General features: G+C 60.5%; 18 protein-coding genes. 7 read left to right on the top strand and 11 right to left on the bottom strand.

Annotation, left to right across the window (positions count from 1 at the left end; genetic code table 11):
• Window positions 1-55: 55 nt before the first annotated feature.
• Window positions 56-2224, top strand: coding sequence for an EAL domain-containing protein (locus DWQ09_01830; GenBank protein KAA3630098.1), 2169 nt, complete (start codon window positions 56-58; stop codon window positions 2222-2224).
• Window positions 2225-2314: 90 nt separating this feature from the next.
• Here DWQ09_01830 and DWQ09_01825 read toward each other — a convergent pair whose 3' ends face one another.
• The 4 genes from DWQ09_01825 to DWQ09_01810 all read right to left on the bottom strand — a co-directional run bounded on the left by DWQ09_01825 (window position 2315) and on the right by DWQ09_01810 (window position 5575).
• Window positions 2315-3310 (bottom strand): oxidoreductase, encoded by a 996-nt coding sequence (locus DWQ09_01825; GenBank protein ID KAA3630097.1) that lies wholly within the window; start codon window positions 3308-3310, stop codon window positions 2315-2317.
• A 199-nt stretch (window positions 3311-3509) separates the two neighbouring features.
• On the bottom strand, window positions 3510-4307 hold the full coding sequence (gene znuB, locus DWQ09_01820; protein KAA3630096.1) for a zinc ABC transporter permease subunit ZnuB: 798 nt from the start codon (window positions 4305-4307) through the stop codon (window positions 3510-3512).
• A complete protein-coding gene (locus tag DWQ09_01815) occupies window positions 4297-5094 on the bottom strand; it encodes a zinc ABC transporter ATP-binding protein ZnuC (GenBank protein KAA3630095.1) in 798 nt (265 codons plus the stop codon). The genes znuB and DWQ09_01815 overlap by 11 nt, the downstream gene beginning before the upstream one ends.
• Window positions 5087-5575 carry a transcriptional repressor gene (locus tag DWQ09_01810; protein KAA3630094.1) on the bottom strand — a complete coding sequence of 163 codons (489 nt, stop codon included), beginning with the start codon at window positions 5573-5575 and terminating at the stop codon, window positions 5087-5089. The genes DWQ09_01815 and DWQ09_01810 overlap by 8 nt, the downstream gene beginning before the upstream one ends.
• Window positions 5576-5693: 118 nt before the next feature.
• Between DWQ09_01810 and DWQ09_01805 the strand changes: the two genes are divergently transcribed.
• On the top strand, window positions 5694-6620 hold the full coding sequence (locus DWQ09_01805) for a zinc ABC transporter substrate-binding protein (GenBank protein KAA3630093.1): 927 nt from the start codon (window positions 5694-5696) through the stop codon (window positions 6618-6620).
• On the opposite strand, the gene DWQ09_01800 is transcribed toward DWQ09_01805, so the two are convergent.
• Window positions 6617-7039, bottom strand: coding sequence for a hypothetical protein (locus DWQ09_01800; GenBank protein KAA3630092.1), 423 nt, complete (start codon window positions 7037-7039; stop codon window positions 6617-6619). The two genes, DWQ09_01805 and DWQ09_01800, sit on opposite strands and share 4 nt — an antisense overlap.
• Window positions 7040-7243: 204 nt before the next feature.
• Between DWQ09_01800 and DWQ09_01795 the strand changes: the two genes are divergently transcribed.
• Window positions 7244-7681, top strand: a complete 438-nt coding sequence (locus tag DWQ09_01795) for a cupin domain-containing protein (protein ID KAA3630091.1) — start codon at window positions 7244-7246, stop codon at window positions 7679-7681.
• A gap of 2 nt (window positions 7682-7683) precedes the next feature.
• Window positions 7684-7887, top strand: a complete 204-nt coding sequence (locus DWQ09_01790; protein KAA3630090.1) for a hypothetical protein — start codon at window positions 7684-7686, stop codon at window positions 7885-7887.
• Between the two features lie 125 nt (window positions 7888-8012).
• Here the strand turns inward: DWQ09_01790 and DWQ09_01785 are convergent, their stop codons facing one another.
• A complete protein-coding gene (locus tag DWQ09_01785) occupies window positions 8013-8915 on the bottom strand; it encodes a response regulator (protein ID KAA3630089.1) in 903 nt (300 codons plus the stop codon).
• A 130-nt stretch (window positions 8916-9045) separates the two neighbouring features.
• On the opposite strand from DWQ09_01785, the gene DWQ09_01780 reads away from it, so the two are divergent.
• The gene (locus DWQ09_01780) at window positions 9046-10086 is read left to right on the top strand and encodes an HDOD domain-containing protein (GenBank protein KAA3630088.1); all 1041 of its coding nucleotides are present in this window, start codon (window positions 9046-9048) and stop codon (window positions 10084-10086) included.
• A 306-nt stretch (window positions 10087-10392) separates the two neighbouring features.
• On the opposite strand, the gene DWQ09_01775 is transcribed toward DWQ09_01780, so the two are convergent.
• The 3 genes from DWQ09_01775 to DWQ09_01765 all read right to left on the bottom strand — a co-directional run bounded on the left by DWQ09_01775 (window position 10393) and on the right by DWQ09_01765 (window position 12945).
• Complete coding sequence (locus DWQ09_01775; GenBank protein ID KAA3630087.1) at window positions 10393-10602, bottom strand: dodecin domain-containing protein; 210 nt, start codon at window positions 10600-10602, stop codon at window positions 10393-10395.
• 386 nt (window positions 10603-10988) lie between these two features.
• Complete coding sequence (gene fghA / locus DWQ09_01770; GenBank protein ID KAA3630086.1) at window positions 10989-11828, bottom strand: S-formylglutathione hydrolase; 840 nt, start codon at window positions 11826-11828, stop codon at window positions 10989-10991.
• 7 nt (window positions 11829-11835) lie between these two features.
• Window positions 11836-12945, bottom strand: a complete 1110-nt coding sequence (locus DWQ09_01765) for an S-(hydroxymethyl)glutathione dehydrogenase/class III alcohol dehydrogenase (protein KAA3630085.1) — start codon at window positions 12943-12945, stop codon at window positions 11836-11838.
• A 368-nt stretch (window positions 12946-13313) separates the two neighbouring features.
• Here DWQ09_01765 and DWQ09_01760 point away from each other — a divergent pair, with 368 nt between their 5' ends.
• Window positions 13314-14210: a protoheme IX farnesyltransferase gene (locus DWQ09_01760; protein KAA3630084.1), complete on the top strand. Its 897-nt coding sequence runs from the start codon at window positions 13314-13316 to the stop codon at window positions 14208-14210.
• Window positions 14211-14216: 6 nt separating this feature from the next.
• Here DWQ09_01760 and DWQ09_01755 read toward each other — a convergent pair whose 3' ends face one another.
• The gene (locus DWQ09_01755) at window positions 14217-14828 is read right to left on the bottom strand and encodes a DNA-binding response regulator (GenBank protein ID KAA3630083.1); all 612 of its coding nucleotides are present in this window, start codon (window positions 14826-14828) and stop codon (window positions 14217-14219) included.
• Window positions 14800-16092: a PAS domain S-box protein gene (locus DWQ09_01750; GenBank protein KAA3630082.1), complete on the bottom strand. Its 1293-nt coding sequence runs from the start codon at window positions 16090-16092 to the stop codon at window positions 14800-14802. Before DWQ09_01750 ends, DWQ09_01755 begins: the two co-directional genes overlap by 29 nt.
• 495 nt (window positions 16093-16587) lie before the next feature.
• Here DWQ09_01750 and DWQ09_01745 point away from each other — a divergent pair, with 495 nt between their 5' ends.
• Window positions 16588-17151, top strand: coding sequence for a hypothetical protein (locus tag DWQ09_01745; GenBank protein KAA3630081.1), 564 nt, complete (start codon window positions 16588-16590; stop codon window positions 17149-17151).
• The last annotated feature ends 26 nt before the right edge of the window (window positions 17152-17177 follow it).

Raw genomic sequence — 17177 nt, 5'->3', positions numbered from 1 at the left:
CGTGGCGGCCCATCCATCGTCGCAGGGCGGTGGTGTGGGCAGGGGTACCCCGAAAATGAAAAAAGAAGTGACGAGCATATTGGTCGTCGACGACCAGCAAAAGGCCCTCGACAGTCTGGAGCTGATCCTGGTGCAGCACGGTTACCAGATCACCACTGTCAATAATGGCAAGCAGGCGTTGGAACTGTTGGATCGGCAGCAGTTCGATATGGCGCTGCTCGATATGCGCATGCCGGGCATCGGCGGTGCCGAGATCATGGCGGGAATCACGGCGCGGGAACTCGATACCGCGGTCATCGTGGTCAGTGGCGATGCCACTTTCGACGCGGCCGCGAGTGCATTGCGTCAAGGGGCCTACGATTTCATCCGCAAGCCCTACGCTATCGAACAGCTGCTGCGCAGCGTCTCCAACGCGCTCAAAGAGCGGCAGTTGAAGCGTGAGAACGAGCGCATCCATGAACGTCTGAGACACTCCGAGCGGCTGCATCGTTACATGGTCAACAGCTCGCCGGACATCATCTACATCCTCGACGACAAGGGACGCTTCGTTTTTCTCAACAACAAGGTCGAAGAGCTGCTGGGTTACAAACGCCAGGATCTGCTCGGTCGTCACTACTCCGAGATCATTCATCCCGATGACATATCACTGGCGCGCTTTGCCTTTCATGAGCGTCGCACCGGCGAGCGGGCCACCAACAACTTCGAGATTCGTGTGCGGCGCAAGGATGAGAACAGCGGCTCCGGATACTTCGAGGTAACGGCGGTTTCCGTCGAGTTGAGTTCCATGGGAATCTATCGGGCGCTCGACAAGGGAAGCGACAAAGAGTACCTGGGCACCTACGGTGTGGCGCGTGATGTCACCGAGCGCAAAGAGGCCGAACGGCTGATCAGCTACCAGGCCTACCATGATCTGCTTACCGGGTTGCCCAACCGCTCGTTGCTTGCCGATCACTTTGAGTTGGCCGTGGCGCAGGCACGGCGCACCGACGGCCAGGCGGCCTTGATGTTCATTGATCTCAATCGCTTCAAGGTGGTCAACGATACCCTGGGTCACGCAGTGGGTGACGATCTGCTGCGCGCGGTTGCGGCGCGCTTTCGCGAGTGTGTGCGCGCCGGCGATACTCTGGCGCGCATCGGTGGTGACGAGTTTGTATTGTTGCTTCCCCAGGTGATCGATCGCGAGGAGATCGAATCCGTCGCCAGCAAGCTGATAGCGCAGTTGCGCGAATCGATCGATCTGACCGCCGAAGAGGTTTTTGTCAGTGCCAGCGTTGGTATTACGCTGTTTCCGGACGACGGCGATGAGCTTGGCCAATTGATGCGCAAAGCCGATATCGCCATGTACGCCGCCAAGGCGTGTACTAGCGGTGGCTACGAGTTCTTCGACGCCAGCATGGATGAGGCGTTGGCGGGTCACCTCTCGCTGGACAGCGGTTTGCGCCGCGCGGTCGACGAGGATCAGTTCATCGTTCACTACCAACCCCAGTACTGCGCGCGCAGCGGGCACATTGTCGGTGCCGAGGCGCTGATACGCTGGCAGCATCCGCTACGCGGATTGCTGCCACCCGATGAGTTCATTCCGCACGCCGAGGATACGGGATTGATCGTACGCGTTGGCGAGTGGGTGGCGAATCATGCCTGCCGGACGTTGGCCGGTTGGCGCTGTGTGGGGCGTGACAATTTCCGTTTGTCGATCAATGTCTCGGCGCCCGAGCTGGAACAGGAGAATTTTGTCGATAACCTGCTGGAGTGTCTCGCGAGGTGCAATCTGCCCGGTCAGAGCCTGGAGGTCGAAATCACCGAGAACACGCTGGCGCGCAACCTGGAGAGTGTCAGTATCAAGCTGCGCCGTCTGGCAGCGAACGGTGTCTCCATCGCGATCGACGATTTCGGTACCGGTTACTCGTCGCTCAGCTATCTGCACAAGCTGCCCATCAATACCCTCAAGATCGACCGTTCTTTTGTCAACGTACTTTCCGGGGATCCACGCACCCGCGCCATCATTCGCGGTATTACCAACATCGCCGAAGGGCTGGGTGTGCGCGTGATCGCCGAAGGCGTGGAGAATACGCGACAGCGCGATCTGCTGTTGGAGCTGGGCTGCGAGACGATGCAGGGGTTTTTGTTTAGCCGCCCGGTCAATGACCGTGTTTTGGATGACCTGCTGTTGCGTGGTGCCAGTACGGGACTGCCCGGGCTGCGGGTTGATCTGAAGGGAGTCTGACCGCCCTGTTTCGGTGTGCGCCGCAGTGCGCCCCGAAGGAGACACCCGCTCCGGGGGAGAGAGGGTTTCATTCGTTGCAAAAGCCGGTTATCAAGCGTTGACGTCCACGATCACCCGTCCGCGCACCTGCCCGGCGATGATCTGTTCGGCCAGCGTCGGCAGCTCTTCCAGTGTGGCGACGTGGCCGATCTCGCCGAGCGCATCGGCGGGCAGGTCGGTAACCAGATGCTGCCATGCCTGCTTGCGGCGCTCCACCGGGCACATCACCGAATCGACGCCGCGCAAGCTGACGTTGCGCAGGATAAACGGCATCACCGTGGTGGGCAGGTCGGCGCCGCCCGCGAGGCCGCACGCCGCCACACAGCCACCGTAAACCATCTCCGCCAGCACCCGGGCGAGCAAGGTGCTGCCGACGGTGTCGATCGCGCCTGCCCAGCGCTGCCCCTCCAGCGCACGGGGCGGCTGGTTCATCTCCTCGCGGGTCACCAATTGCGATGCCCCTAACCGGCGCAGATACGCTTCGCTCTCGGGGCGGCCGCTCACCGCGGCAACGGTGTAACCCAGCCTGGTCAGGATCGCGACCGCCACGCTGCCGACACCACCCGAGGCGCCCGTCACCAGCACCGTGCCTTTATCGGGCGTCACGCCGGCCTCTTCCAGCGTCATCACGCAGAGCATGGCGGTGAAACCCGCAGTGCCGATCGCCATGGCACGCCGGCTGTCGAGTCCCTCGGGGAGCGGTACCAGCCATTTCGACTGCACGCGTTGGCGCTGGCTGTAACCGCCCCAGTATTTCTCCCCGACGCTCCAGCCGGTGAGCACCACTTTATCGCCGGCGGCATAGTCCGACGAGTCCGACTGCAGCACAGTACCGGCGAGATCAATGCCCGGTACCATGGGCCAGGTGCGCACGATCTTGCCCTTGCCGGTGATTGCCAGACCGTCCTTGTAGTTGAGGCTGGAGTAATCGACCGCGACCAATACATCGCCCTCGGGAAGATCGGCGTCGCCGAGCTGACGGATCCCGGCGACGGTCTTGCCGGCGTCGTCCTGGGTGAGCATCAGGGCTTTGAAGGTTTCGGGCATGGTGTTTCCCCTTGGTAAATTCAAAACAGTAGTCGAGGAATGATACCCCCGCCACGGTGCAAAGGCGGCCTATGAACCGCCCGCCGGGTGGAGAGCGTGAGCAGGCGCCGGGATCAGGCGTGCATCCATCGGATGCGCTGACCGCTGCTGTTCTTCTCTGCGTTCTCTCCGTCTTTGCGCGAGCAACCCGAGTGTCGTCTCATCCCCGCCGCCGTAGCGCGCCGGTCACCAGGGTCAGCGCGAAAAGCACCGTTGCCGCCAGCACGATCGAGGGGCCGCTCGGAGTATCCCAGGTCATCGACCCGACCAACCCGCCCAGCACAGCCAGGCTGCCCAGCAACGCGGCGCCCGCCGCCATCTGCTCGGGGGTGCGGGCGAAACGCCGCGCGGCCGCCGCCGGGATGATCAACAGCGAGGTGATGAGCAGGATACCGACGATCTTCATGGCGATGGCAATCACCAGGGCGATCAGCAGCATGAAGCCAAGGCGCAGCGCCGTCACCGGCACCCCTTCGGCCGCCGCCAGCTCGCTGTGCACCGTCAGCGCCAGCAGCGGACGCCACATCCACGCCAACAACAACAGAACCAGTACAGCACCGCCGGCAACGACGTAGATATCGTTTGTCGTCACGGACAGGATGTCGCCGAACAGATAGCCCATGAGATCGACGCGGATGCCCTCCAACAGACTGAGAGCCACCAGGCCGATCGACAGTGCGGCGTGGGAGAAGATGCCGAGCAGGGTGTCGTTGGCGAGCCGCTGCTGGTGCTGCAGGCTGAAGAGCAGCAGCGCGATCACGATGCAGACGGCGAGGATGCCGACATTGAGATTGACGCCCAGGATCAATCCCAGGGCGACGCCGAGCAGCGCCGAATGTGACAGGGTATCGCCAAAGTAGGCCATGCGCCGCCAGACAATGAAGCAGCCGAGCGGCCCGCAAACCAGTGCCACCAGCACACCGGCGAGCAATGCCCGAAGAATGAAGTCATCGACCATCGGGCGGCTCCCCTGTCCGGGGCAGGGCGTGGTCGTGCGCGCAATTCACCACTTCTCCGGAGAGATCGTGGTCATGGTCGTGGTGATGGGCGTAGACCGCCAGTTTGCCCGCCAAATGCGGCTCGAACAGCGCCAGGTACTCCGGGTGCTGGCGCACCGATTCGGGCTCCCCGGCGCAGCAGATATGCTGGTTGAGGCAGACCACGCGGTCGGTGGCGGCCATCACCAGATGCAGGTCGTGGGAGATCATCAGCACGCCGCATCCGTGGCGTGTGCGCAGCTCGCCGATCAGCTGGTAGAGGGCCGCTTCACCGGCAAAATCGACGCCCTGGGTCGGCTCGTCGAGCACCAGCAGTTGCGGGCGTCGCAGGAGGGCGCGGGCCAGCAGCACCCGCTGGCGTTCGCCACCGGAGAGGGTCTCCAGCGGGGCATCGGCAAGGTGCGCCACGCCGACCTGGGTGAGCGCTTGCTCCTGCTCGGTCAGCGATGCCCGCTGGGTCAGTGTCAGCATGCGGCGCACTGAGAGGGGCAGCACCGGGTCGATGGTCAGGTGCTGGGGCAGATAACCGATGGAGAGATTGGGTTGGCGCTCGACGGTGCCACTGGTGGGTTTCATCAGCCCCAACAGCAGCCTGACCAGGGTCGATTTACCGGCCCCGTTGGGGCCGATGAGGGTGACGATCTCACCCGCCGCCACCGCGATATCGACCCCGCTGAGGAGCTGCTTGGCCCCCAGCGTCAGCGACAGGCCGCGGCCTTCGATCAGCGGCGAAGCGGGATTATTCATGGTGGGACAGGCAGTGGGTGCAGATCCCTTCCAGTTCGATGCGCCCCTGGGTCAGTTGAAAACCCACTGTCGCGACGCAACCCTTCACGGCGCGGTCCAGGGTGGGATCGTTGATCTCGGCCACAGCACCGCATTCGCGGCAGATGAGGAACTGACCGTCGTGCATGGCACCCGGATGGGAACAGCCGACAAAGGCGTTCAACCCCGCCACCTTGTGCACCAGCCCCTGAGTCCGGAGGAAATCGAGCGCCCGATAGACGGTCATGGGCGCCGGTTTCGCCCCCTCGTCGGCGAGTTGTTCGAGAATCGCGTAGGCGCCTATCGGTGCATGGCTGGACCAGACGATCTCCAGCACCCGGCGCCGTTGTGCGGTCAGTCGCGCCTTTTGTTCGCGACAATGGTTTTCGGCCCGGTCCAGTGCCGCGGCGATGCAGTGACTATGGTCGTGTCCTGGGGCGGGGAAATCGGTCGCGTGGGACATGGGGTGGTGTTGGTCTGGCGATCTGGCCGGTCTGGAAAGTGCGTGATAATATCATAATTAACGTTACTTTATAACATCACAAAAAGGTCATCTGATGTCCACGCGACGTGCGCTGGGAATGGCGACGGTTGGTCTGTTACTGGCAGCCGGCTCATGGTCGGCGACTGCCACCCCCCGTGTGGTGGCAACCGTGGCACCGGTGCACTCGTTGGTAGCCGCAATCATGGCGGGCGTTGGCGAACCGCATCTTCTGATCCGGGGGATCGCCTCACCTCACGACTTTGTCTTGCGGCCCTCCGACCGGCGCGCGCTGGGTGAAGCGCAGCTGGTGTTTTGGGTAGGCGAGGGCCTGGAGAGTTTTCTGCCCAGGGTGTTGGCAGTGTTGGATAAAAGCGTGCGCACGGTGGAACTCGCCAGGTTGGAGGGGGTGGAGCGACTCCCGCAGCGCGCCGGAGGTATCTGGGCCGCCGCGGCGCACGCCGAACCGTCGACGCCCGAGCGAGATGAGCACCGTCACGGCGCAGCGACGGGGTACAACCCGCATCTCTGGCTGGATCCGCGCAATGCCAGCCGCTGGGCGCTGGGTATGGTGGATGCGCTGAGCGCCGTCGACCCCGCCAATGCGGTGCGTTATCGCCGCAATGGCGAGCAGCTACAGGCGGGGCTCAAGGCTTTGGATGGGGAATTGCAGCAGGCGCTGGCCCCGGTGCACGCCACGCCCTACGTGGTTTTTCACGATGCCTATCACTATCTGGAACACCGCTATCAGCTCTCGCCGGCAGGCTCGGTCAGCCTGGGTGATGGGCGAGCGCCGGGTGCGCGACGACTGCACGAGATCCGTCAACTCTTCAACGAGCGGGGCGCATACTGCATTTTTACCGAGCCGCAGTTCGAACCACGGATTATTCGCACACTGGTGGAGGGCACCGCGGTCAGGGTAAGCGAGCTGGATCCCCTCGGGGCCCGCATTGCACCGGGCCCCGAGCTCTATTTTCGATTGATGCGCGAGTTGTCACGCAGCCTGGTGGAGTGCTTGCGCGACTAGTGCGTGGCCCTTTCGATGATCTGGTGCACCTCCTGGCCGAGGCCTGCGGAGGGAATCACCACCATCTCTTTACCGCCGATCCGTGTCGAATAACGCGGCGCCTCGCTGGCATGTTCGTAGGCCTTGCCCAGATTGTCGACGAGCTTTTCGATGGCACGCGGCGATAACTGGTTCTCATCGACCAGTTCTTTGAGACCGCTGACTTTGCCGTCGTGGATCCAGGCAATTCCGAAACGCTTGGGCGGTTTGCCGAGAAAGACATACGCCTCACGTTCGGCGGGGACAACCTCCAGGTGATCTGAAACACGCTGTGCCAACTCCTCGAGCTGGCTGCGTACGTCGTCGAGTTTCGCCTGCGCCTCATTGTCGGTGGGGAGCGGCGGGTAGTCCTTGCGGCCACCAAACCACTTATCGAGCATTCCCATGGTCTCCTCCTTATTCATTGCATCCAGGGGGACCCGATGACGCTGCCCGAACCGGGTCGAGAAACGCCAGTCGGTCTTCTAACCCTAGGTGGTGTGGGGCAGAATGCAACGCCGGCGCGGCAGGGGTTGCGGCGGGAGTCTTGAGCGGGGGGTGGCGCAGCGGTACATTGAACGCACCCTCCTTTTCGCAAAATGTCCATGAAGATACGACACTGCACCGATTTCAGCTGGGATGATGTCGAGGTGCTGGCCTACAAAGAGACGGGCGCGCACTTTAAGGAGATCACGCGCCAGGTACTGTTCGGCGAGGAACTGGGGCTTCAAGCACAACTGCGCTACTTTGAGATCGCAGCGAACGGCTACTCCACGCTGGAGCGCCACGAACATGCCCACGGAGTAATGATCTTGCGCGGCCGTGGCCAGGTGCTGCTGGGTGACAGGATCGAAACCGTCGGCGAACACGATCTGGTGGACATTCCCGCTCTGACCTGGCATCAGTTTCGTGCCACCGCCGGCGAGCCGCTGGGTTTTCTTTGTCTGGTCAATTGCGCGCGCGACCAGCCGCAGCTGCCCAGCGCCGAAGATCTGGTGCAACTGCGTGCCCTGGCGCCGGTGGCCGAGTTCATTCGCTATTGAGCATGGATGTGCAACGGACATCGATCCTTACCTGTCCGCAGTGCGGGCAACAATCCGAACAGACCATGCCCGAGGATGCCTGCCTCTACTTTTTTGAGTGCCCAGGTTGCGGCGCCTTGCTCAAACCCCGCGCGGGTGATTGCTGCGTATTCTGCTCCTACGGCACTGTGGCGTGTCCGCCGGTACAGGTGAGTGGGAGGGGGTGATGTCGGGCGGTTCCCGACGGCTGTTGCCGCGCCGGATTGGCGTCGAAGAATGGACGGGTGAGGCCCGAGCGGAGGTGGCGGTGAAACTGCGCTGAGGGATTCCGGGTGGTGCGCGCAATGCAGTGTCAGTCGCTCCGAACCGATCGCACAAGGTCCGCCAGGTGCCGGCGCTTCCCGGCATCGTCGTCCACGAAGCGCAGCGTGATATTGATGAATTCCGATTCCTGACTGGGATCGCGTGCCTCGAGCCGGTGAACAAAGGCGTTGATGCGCGAGGTGCCGCCGGTGGTATTCTCGAAATCGAACACCGCGAGATCGAGGATGGCCGGGATGTCGCCATCGCGACGCAGCACTGCCGTCACCTCATCGAGACCGATCTCCTTGATCAGGCACTTGGCGATTGCGGTACCAAAACGGATCTGCGCGATCAGTTTTGCGGTAACCTTGACCGTACCCGGGAGATCGGGGGCGGCGCCGGCGGTGCGATCGCGTGTAATGTGCGCGGCGACAGGAATGGCCCCGGAGCGACCGATCTCTTTGTTTGCCGCCGCCAACAGCACGTTGGCGGAATCGTTGCCCATGGACGCTGGACGGGTGCCTGTGGGTGGCCGCAGTGCGCTTGCGGGCAGGTGTTTGGCCAGCACTTTGACGATCACGTCCACCAGCTTGTCGGTCGTGAAGGGTTTGGTGACATAGTTGCTCACACCGAGTTGAATGGCTTGAACGACGTTCTCTTTGTCGCCGCGGCTGGTGATCATGATGAAGGGAAGTGTTTTGGTTGCCTCATTGCCGCGCACCCAGTGCAGCAGTTCATCACCGCCCATCTCGGGCATCTCCCAATCGCAAAGAATCAATTGAAAGGTGTCGCTGGCGAGTTTCCTTTGTGCCTGCTTGCCATTTGTCGCCTCCTCCAGATGAAAATGAGGAAAGCGGCTGCGCACAGCTTTTCTTATCAGGTCGCGGGTGAAATTGGCGTCGTCGACAATGAGGACTCTGGGGGTCACGGGTACGCTCGTACGGCGGTGAATGTGGGCATCGTAGCCCGAGTGGCGGTATCTGTCACACTACGCAATGGCATGGACAATCCAGGCCTTTGACAAAGCGGGAAGTCTCACGTATTGGTTATCGCTGGATCACTGGTGACAAGGCTACGCAAGCATGCTCGGTTGGTTGCGCAAATGGATGGGCGGTAAACCGGCGTCGGAGAAAGCGTCTCTCAGTCACGGCAGGCCGGCAGTGACAGAGAGTCCGGCAGAAGAACCCGAATCCGGCTCCCCCTGCGATCCCAACAGTCCGATATCGGTTGGCCTCGAGCGCGACTATTTCGCATTGCTGATGGGGGTCGATTCGATGGTCAATCGCCCCCTGATCAAACTCGAACGCGAGGCGCTCGAAACCCTCATCGAACTGGTCAAGGATTCGCATTCACTCAGCAGTCAGGTGCCACGCCTGCCGACGCTGTTGCCGAAGCTGATGCACAGCCTTCATGACCCGAACAAGTCGGGCCGTCAGTTGGCTGAACTGATCCGCAGCGATCCGGTGACCGTGGCCGAGGTGCTGCGCACCGCCAACAGCCCTTACTACCGGACTCACAGCAAGATACGCGATATCGAACATGCCATCATGGTGTTGGGTTCCAGCGGTCTGCGCGAGACTGTGGCGCGAATCGCCTTGCGCCCCGTCGTCCAGTTCGACGCCGGTCTTTACAATCAAACCTTCGCACCCCGCATCTGGGAGCAGGCCAACAAGTGCGCCAGTGCGTGTTCGCTCCTGGCCAGCGCGTTGCGGGTCGATCGCTTCGACGCGTTCCTGGCAGGATTGATGCACAACGTGGGCGCGGCCGTGGCTTTCCGCATCATGAATCGTTTGATGGGCAAGACACCGCCGCCTGCCGGCGAGCATTTTCGCCAGATGTTGACTGTGGTGACACCGCGCCTCACCTACCGCGTTGCACGCGAGTGGGCGTTGCCTGAGACGGTGGTCGCGGGTCTGCATCCGAAAGACACCGGTTCGCCGTTGGGCCAGGTGGTGCTGACTGCAGCGCGCCTGGCGAAATTGCATACCCTGGTGGTTGCGGAACGTTATCTTCCGGAGCGCTACGCGGAGTCCTGGATCTGCGTCCCGCGACTGCGCCGTCATCAGGCGGGCTGCATCGAGGAATTGGATCGCGTGCTGCATCTGGTGGGTAACGCCGGCTGAGGCGCAACTTCGCGTTCCGCACACCGCTGGCAGGCCCTGACATCCGGCCTTGGCCCGTCTACAGCTGCACCCCTCAGCCTGCAGGTATCCTCTCACTGCCCGCATTGGGTGCCTGTCTGGAGAAACTGAAATAACGCCTCCAGACCGGGTTCCGCACGATCGCGAGAAAGGGCCGCTGTCGATGCGGCCCTTTTCTTTCTATTGCCCGCTATTGCGCTACCTGCGGTGTCGCCGCAGCACGCATTCAGAGGTATGAGGTACCCCCGAGTATCTCCAAGGCCCTACTTCGGGATCATGCGGACCGGTTCAGCCCTCGTACTTGAACGAGACTTTGACCTTTGCGCGATACCCCTCTACACGCCCGTCCTTGATCTGCATGTCCAGCTCCGATACCTCCGCGACGCGCAGATCGCGCAAACTCTTTCCTGCCCGCTCAACAGCCGCCGCGGCCGCTTTCTCCCAGGACTCGGTGCTGGTACCCACCAATTCAACAACCTTATAGACGCTTTCTGACATGGTTCTTCTCCTGTCGATTGAGGACGTATCGCAAAATTTATGTGCAATGAGCGACCGACCTTCCATGATTGCTCGGGCTGCACGTGATCCAAGGGTGAAGCGACGAGACATTGGTGTGAAAGAAGTCGATCAGGGTCGGCCGCGATCACCCACTGTCTACAGCATAGGCTATTTAGGAGCAGTTTCGATCCGCGTGGGGCATCGCGTGGTTTGTCTGCCTGCAGCACGGTACCGATCATGCCCATCTGCAACCTGCACCTGTGCATTGCAGGCATGCTCGTGGTCTGGCAATTGGCAGCGGGCTACAGGAACGGGTGTGTGGCGACTCCCGGCAGCAGGTCGCCGGGAGTCGCCGTGAGAAACGGGGTGGGTTGGTCGTCACGCTGCTAACGGGTGCGAAGGTTCTCGGCGTGATAGGCGATGTGCTCCCCGATAAACGTGGCGATGAAGTGATAGCTGTGATCGTACCCGGGCTGCATGCGCAGTTGCAGTGGAAAGTTCTTCCGCTCGCATTCCTCCCTGAGATTTTGCGGGTGCAGTTGGTCGGCCAGAAACTCGTCATCCGTACCCTGATCGATGAGCAGCTCGATAGGGGGTGCGCCGGATGCGATCAGGGAGGTGGCATCGTATTCCTCCCAGTCGTTCCTGTCGGCGCCGAGGTAGGCGCCAAAACAGCCCTCTCCCCAGCTGCACTGCATGGGATTGCAGATCGGCGCGAAGGCCGAAACCGAACGGTACGCCCCAGGGTTCTTCAGCGCGCAGATTAGTGCACCGTGGCCACCCATGGAGTGCCCCATGATCGACTTGTTACCCGGCTCTATCGGAAACTCGGCCTCGATCAGTTGCGGCAGTTCGTGCACCACATAGTCGTACATGTTGTAGTGCCGAGCCCACGGCGGCCGGGTGGCGTTGACGTAGAATCCCGCTCCTTTGCCTAAATCGTAGCGCTCCGGTTCATCTGGTACATCGTCCCCGCGCGGACTGGTATCGGGAATGATCAGGGCCACCTGGTGCTCGGCTGCGTAACGCTGCGCTCCCGCCTTGGTACGAAAGTTATCGTCGGTACAGGTCAGCCCCGAAAGCCAGTACACCGCCGGTAATCGCCGATACTTCGCTGCCGGCGGCAGGTAGACGGAGAAGGTCATGTCGCAGTGGCAGCTTGCGGATGCGTGCTGGTAGCGGTTCAGCCATCCGTCGAACTCTTTGATGCGTTCAATGGGTTCCATAGCCACCTCAGAATATGATCACGGAACGAATGCTTTTCCCTTCGTGCATGAGATCGAAGGCGGTATTGATCTCTTCCAGCGGCATGGTGTGAGTGACCATCTTGTCCAGCTCGATTTGACCGCTCATGTACTGCTCTACATACCCGGGTAGCTGACTGCGACCTTTGACACCACCAAAGGCTGTTCCTTTCCAGGTGCGACCGGTAACCAGCTGAAACGGTCGCGTGCGAATTTCCTGGCCGGCACCGGCAACACCGATGATGGTCGAGACACCCCAGCCGCTGTGGCAGCATTCCAGCGCCTCGCGCATCACCTCGACGTTGCCGATGCACTCGAAGGAGTAGTCGACGCCGCCGTTGGTCATCTCCACAATCGCTTCCATCGCGGTGCCACTGAGCTCCTTGGGATTGACGAAGTCGGTCGCGCCGAGGGCCTTGGCGATCTCCCATTTGTCGGGATTGATGTCCACGGCGATGATGCGTTCCGCCTTGGCCATCACCGCGCCCTGGATGCAGGAAAGGCCGATGCCGCCCAGACCGAATACCGCTACGCTGGAGCCTGGTTCCACCTTCGCCGTATTGAGAACTGCGCCGATACCGGTGGTAATGCCGCAGCCCAGCAGACAGACCTTGTCCAACGGCGCGGCGGGATTGATCTTGGCAAGCGCGATCTCCGGCACAACGGTGTACTCCGCGAACGTGGAGCAGCCCATATAGTGGTAGATGGGATTGCCGTTCTTGGAAAATCGCCGGGTACCGTCCGGCATGTAGCCCGTCCACACGGTGGCTGCGATGGATTGGCAAAGATTGGTTTTCGGCGAGCGGCAATACTCGCAATCGCCGCACTCGGGGATGTAGAGCGGGATCACATGGTCTCCCGGTTTGAGATTCTTCACGCCGGGGCCGCACTCCACCACCTCGCAACCGCCTTCGTGACCCAGCACGCAGGGGAATGCGCCTTCGGGGTCATCGCCGGAAAGTGTGAATGCATCGGTGTGGCATACCCCCGTGGCCACTACCTTCAGCAATACCTCGCCCTCGCGCGGGCCATCGATATCGATCTCTTCGATGGCCAATGGTTTCTGCGGTTCCCAGGCGACAGCTGCGCGAATCTTCATAAAAACTCCTCCGACTTCGTGTTTTAAGTTGTTTTCCAAAAAACCTTGGCATAGACATCGTGAATAATCAACGAACGATCCTCATGGAACCTCTGATTGGGTCTGTTCAGATGAGAGTGCTGTACAGAAGGGGCGAGTTCAAGGCGGAAAGTGCGGGTAATAGCCCGCTATTGCCAAGCTTTCCAACACCGAAACCGCCGCTTCCGGGCAACAGAGTCACTGATCAGAGGTTCCTTATCTATTAGTACATACATCGAGACTTCGTGGAGTAAGGACATATACCTAACTCCTTAGCGGTTTCTACTTATTGAATCGCCGACCGAGGCCAATAGACTGAGATTGCCGAAAATGTACTGATAGGAATTCATGTGACCGAGACGGTACTTTCCCGGACGCGCCCCAGTGCCACTGTGCAGCGTTATCTTCGCCTGACAAAACCGCGCGTGGTGTCGCTGATAATCTTCTGCGCCGCGATTGGGATGTTGCTCGCGACCGACGGCATGGTGCCTCTGGTGGTCCTCGTGGCGGCGATTTTCGGAATCACATTGGCAGCCGGAGCGGCAGCGGCGTTGAACTGCCTGGTGGAGCAGAAGATCGATGCGCTGATGGCGCGCACTCGTGGCCGCCCGCTGCCGCGCGGGGAAGTGGGATCGATCGAAGCGCTGCTCTTCCTGGTCGTAACCGCCTGCGTGGGTCTTGGTGTGCTTTACTATTTTGTGAACCCGCTGACGATGTGGCTGACCCTGGCGACCTTTGTGGGGTATACGATCATCTATACGATCGTACTCAAACCGCTGACACCGCAGAACATTGTCATCGGCGGCGCTTCAGGCGCGATGCCGCCGGTGCTCGGCTGGGCAGCCATGACCGGAGAGGCGCCGTATCAGGCGTGGTTGCTGTTCCTGGTCATCTTTCTCTGGACGCCGCCGCATTTCTGGTCGCTGGCGCTCTATCGGACCCATGAATACGCACGTACGGGACTGCCGATGTTGCCGGTGGTGAAGGGGCGCGAATACACGTTGAACAGCATTCTGGCCTATACCATCGTATTAGGGCTCGTTGCGACCCTGCCGTATTTCATCGGCATGAGTGGCTGGGTGTATCTGGTATCGGCTGCCGTTCTGAGCGTCCTGTTCGTTGTCAAGGCATGGCGGATGAAACTGAGCTACAGCGACGCGGCCGCCCGCCGGACATTTCGCTACTCCATCTCCTACCTGTCATTGCTTTTTGCGGCACTGCTTGTCGATCATTATCTGCCGTACTGAACGGCCTTATCCCGACTTCATCTGCATCGACATCTTGACCAGATCGGCAAGTGATCGCGCATGCAGCTTTTCCATGACCTTGGCGCGATGGACTTCGACGGTTTTGGAGCTCAGGCCGAGATCGTAGGCGATGGCTTTGTTTGACATCCCTTCGGCAACGAGGCCGAAGACTTCGCGTTCGCGCGGGCTGAGCGTCGCAAACAGTTCTGAAATCTCTACACGTTCTGCGATTTTGCCGCGCTGTTCCGCGTCAAAGATGATCGCCCTCTGGATTCGATCGAGCAGTTCCTGATCGCGAAAAGGTTTCTCGATGAAGTCGAATGCGCCTGCCTGGATGGCGCGCACCGCCATTTTGACATCGCCGTGGCCGGTTATGAAGATGATCGGCGCATGGTAGGCGTATTTTCCCGCCAGTTGCTCCTGTAGTTCCAGCCCGCTCAATCCGGGAATGCGCACATCGAGAACCATGCATCCCGGCGTGGTCGCGTCGTAGGCTTCGAGAAAAGCCTGTGCCGAGCTGAACAGTTCCACATTGAGCTGCACCGCTTCGATCAGCCAGCGCAGACTGCGTGCGACGGCTGGATCGTCATCAATGATAAATACGGTGGGCCCGCTCATCGTTGGGTTGTCCTGGTATGAAAGTCCGCAATGAAAATGTGAAGACGGTTCCGCTGTCGGGCTGCGGTAGTGCACGCAACTTCCCGCCGTGGGATTCGATGATCGAGCGGCTGATGGAGAGTCCCATGCCGACGCCTTCACGCTTGGTGGTGAAGAACTGATCGAAGATCTTGTCGGCAATCGATCTGCTTATACCCGGACCCGTATCGCCAACCTCGACCAGAATATCGCCCGCGTCCCGATGTTTGGTGCAAATGGTGATTTCCCGTTGTGGAGAATTGGACTCCACCATCGCTTCGACCGCATTGCGGACCAGATTGCAGATGACCTGTTCGATCATGATGGCGTCCGCCTGCACCTGCGGTAGATCTTCCGCCAGTTCCAGTGTCACCCGCGCGTCCTGTTGCCGCGTCTCCAATTCCACGAACTTGGCCACGCTGCGAACGATCTGATTGATATCGGCCGCAATAATCCGGGGTTCGCTTTTACGCACAAAATCGCGCACGTGGCGCATGATTTCTCCGGCGCGTTCCGCCTGCTCGCAGACCTCCTCGAGCGGTTCGATCAATTCCGTCGGCGCCACTTTTCCGCTGCGCAGGCGGTGAATGCAGCCGCGGGTAAAATTGGCGATTGCCGCAAGCGGTTGGTTGAGTTCATGGGCCAGCCCGGTCGCCATCTCGCCCATCGTGGACAGTCGCGCCACCCGTGCCAATTCCAATTGATGCTGGCGCGCCTGGTCCAGCGCCCACTTGTGCTCGGTGATGTCACGAGTGATGCCGAGCAGTGCGTAAACGGTGCCTTGTTCATCGCGCAGCGGAACTGCGTGCGTCTCCATCCAGCAGACCCGACCCTTGAGCGTAATCGACTTGAACTCGTAGACCATGGATTCGCCCGAGAAGACGCGCCGCATGTTTTCTTTGTAGAAAGGTATGAAATCCGGCGCGACAAAGTTGTAGATGGGTTTGCCGATGATCTCTGCGGGCGATCCCGCATCGAGCAGCGTAAGCCCTGCCGGGTTTATTTCCAGCACCGTGCCGTCGGAAGCTTGCAGCTTTACGCATTCCGGCTCCGATTCGATGATCGCCCGCAGGCGGGTTTCACTCTCCTCAAGCCGCTTCGTGATCTCCTGGTGGGCGACCTCCTGGTCGTGTATCCGACGCTCGGCCTCGCGGTGATTCAGGATCAGCACCGCACATCCGATCAGCGCCGATGTTGAAAGCCAACCAAGCGCTACCACACCCAACCAGATCGCATCGCTTTCCATAAGCACTCGTAGAAGATTGTTCGTTCCAAAATGATGTAACCGTAGCGGGTAACCGCGCAAGAGGGAAGCCGGCACAGGGTTGACCGGTTCGAGCAGACCAACGAACTGGATGCCGGCAACCCGTGCTGCACTGCCGCAGCGGCGCACCGAATCGGTAGTCGCGACACGCTTTGACGGTCACCGAAACACACTCGTCGCAGTGATGATCGCCGGTTGCAGGTCGAAGGTGTACTTACGTTATGCAATGATCGTTCCGTCGCGGCCTGACGGCACCGGCGCAGGGAGTTTAAACACGATTTAGTTGATGCCAGAGGTAGGAAAACTAGGGAAAAACCGACAGCTCACTAGGTGAATGTCCTAATTGCTATGGCTATCTCTCCGTCCTATGGTCGGGCATATACAATAAAAGGGGAGTCCCCGCGATTGGCGATAAAGCTGCCAATACCGCGCGCGGTAGGGTTTCCCGCATACTGAAAAGACTGAGGAGGGATAGATATGCTGGACTTCCTGTTTACCGGGTGGGGCGCATTCTGGATGACGCTGTTTATGCTCGCCCCGTTTGCGCTGATGTTTTACTGGATCATTCGCAGAAAGAGCGTCGTCGACCCCGGCCCCAGTGCCACCCCACGCAACAAGTTGTCGCAGCTTGAAGGCGTCTGGATGACCGTGGTCTTCGTGGTCTTCGTCGGCGTAAACCTCGCCAGTCTCAGATTCATGCCGACCATTGCCGCCGCGCATGCGGCGACCAGCGGGGAACCGGTTCAGGAGATCGAGCTGACCGCGCAATCCTGGTCCTACGACATCTCCAATCGCGAGATCGTGGCCGGTAGCCCGGTGCGTTTCTCCGGCAAGAGCAGCGACACCCAGCATGGTTTCGCTGTGTACCATCCTGACGGCAGATTGCTTTTCACCATGATACTCATGCCGGGCCTTACCAATCCGACTCAGGTAGTCCATACGTTCAAGGAACCGGGAAAATACAAGGTTCGCTGCCTCGAATACTGCGGCATCGTTCACCATGCCATGCAGGACGAATTAACCGTAGTTGCGAGCAACTGAGCGCATCTACTGCGGAGGAGGACATA

It is taken from the genome of Pseudomonadota bacterium (genome assembly GCA_008501635.1).
Taxonomy (GTDB): Bacteria; Pseudomonadota; Gammaproteobacteria; order QQUJ01; family QQUJ01; genus QQUJ01.
The sequence above is the reverse complement of the archived record's forward strand: the minus strand, read 5'-3'. Positions and strand labels throughout refer to the sequence as shown.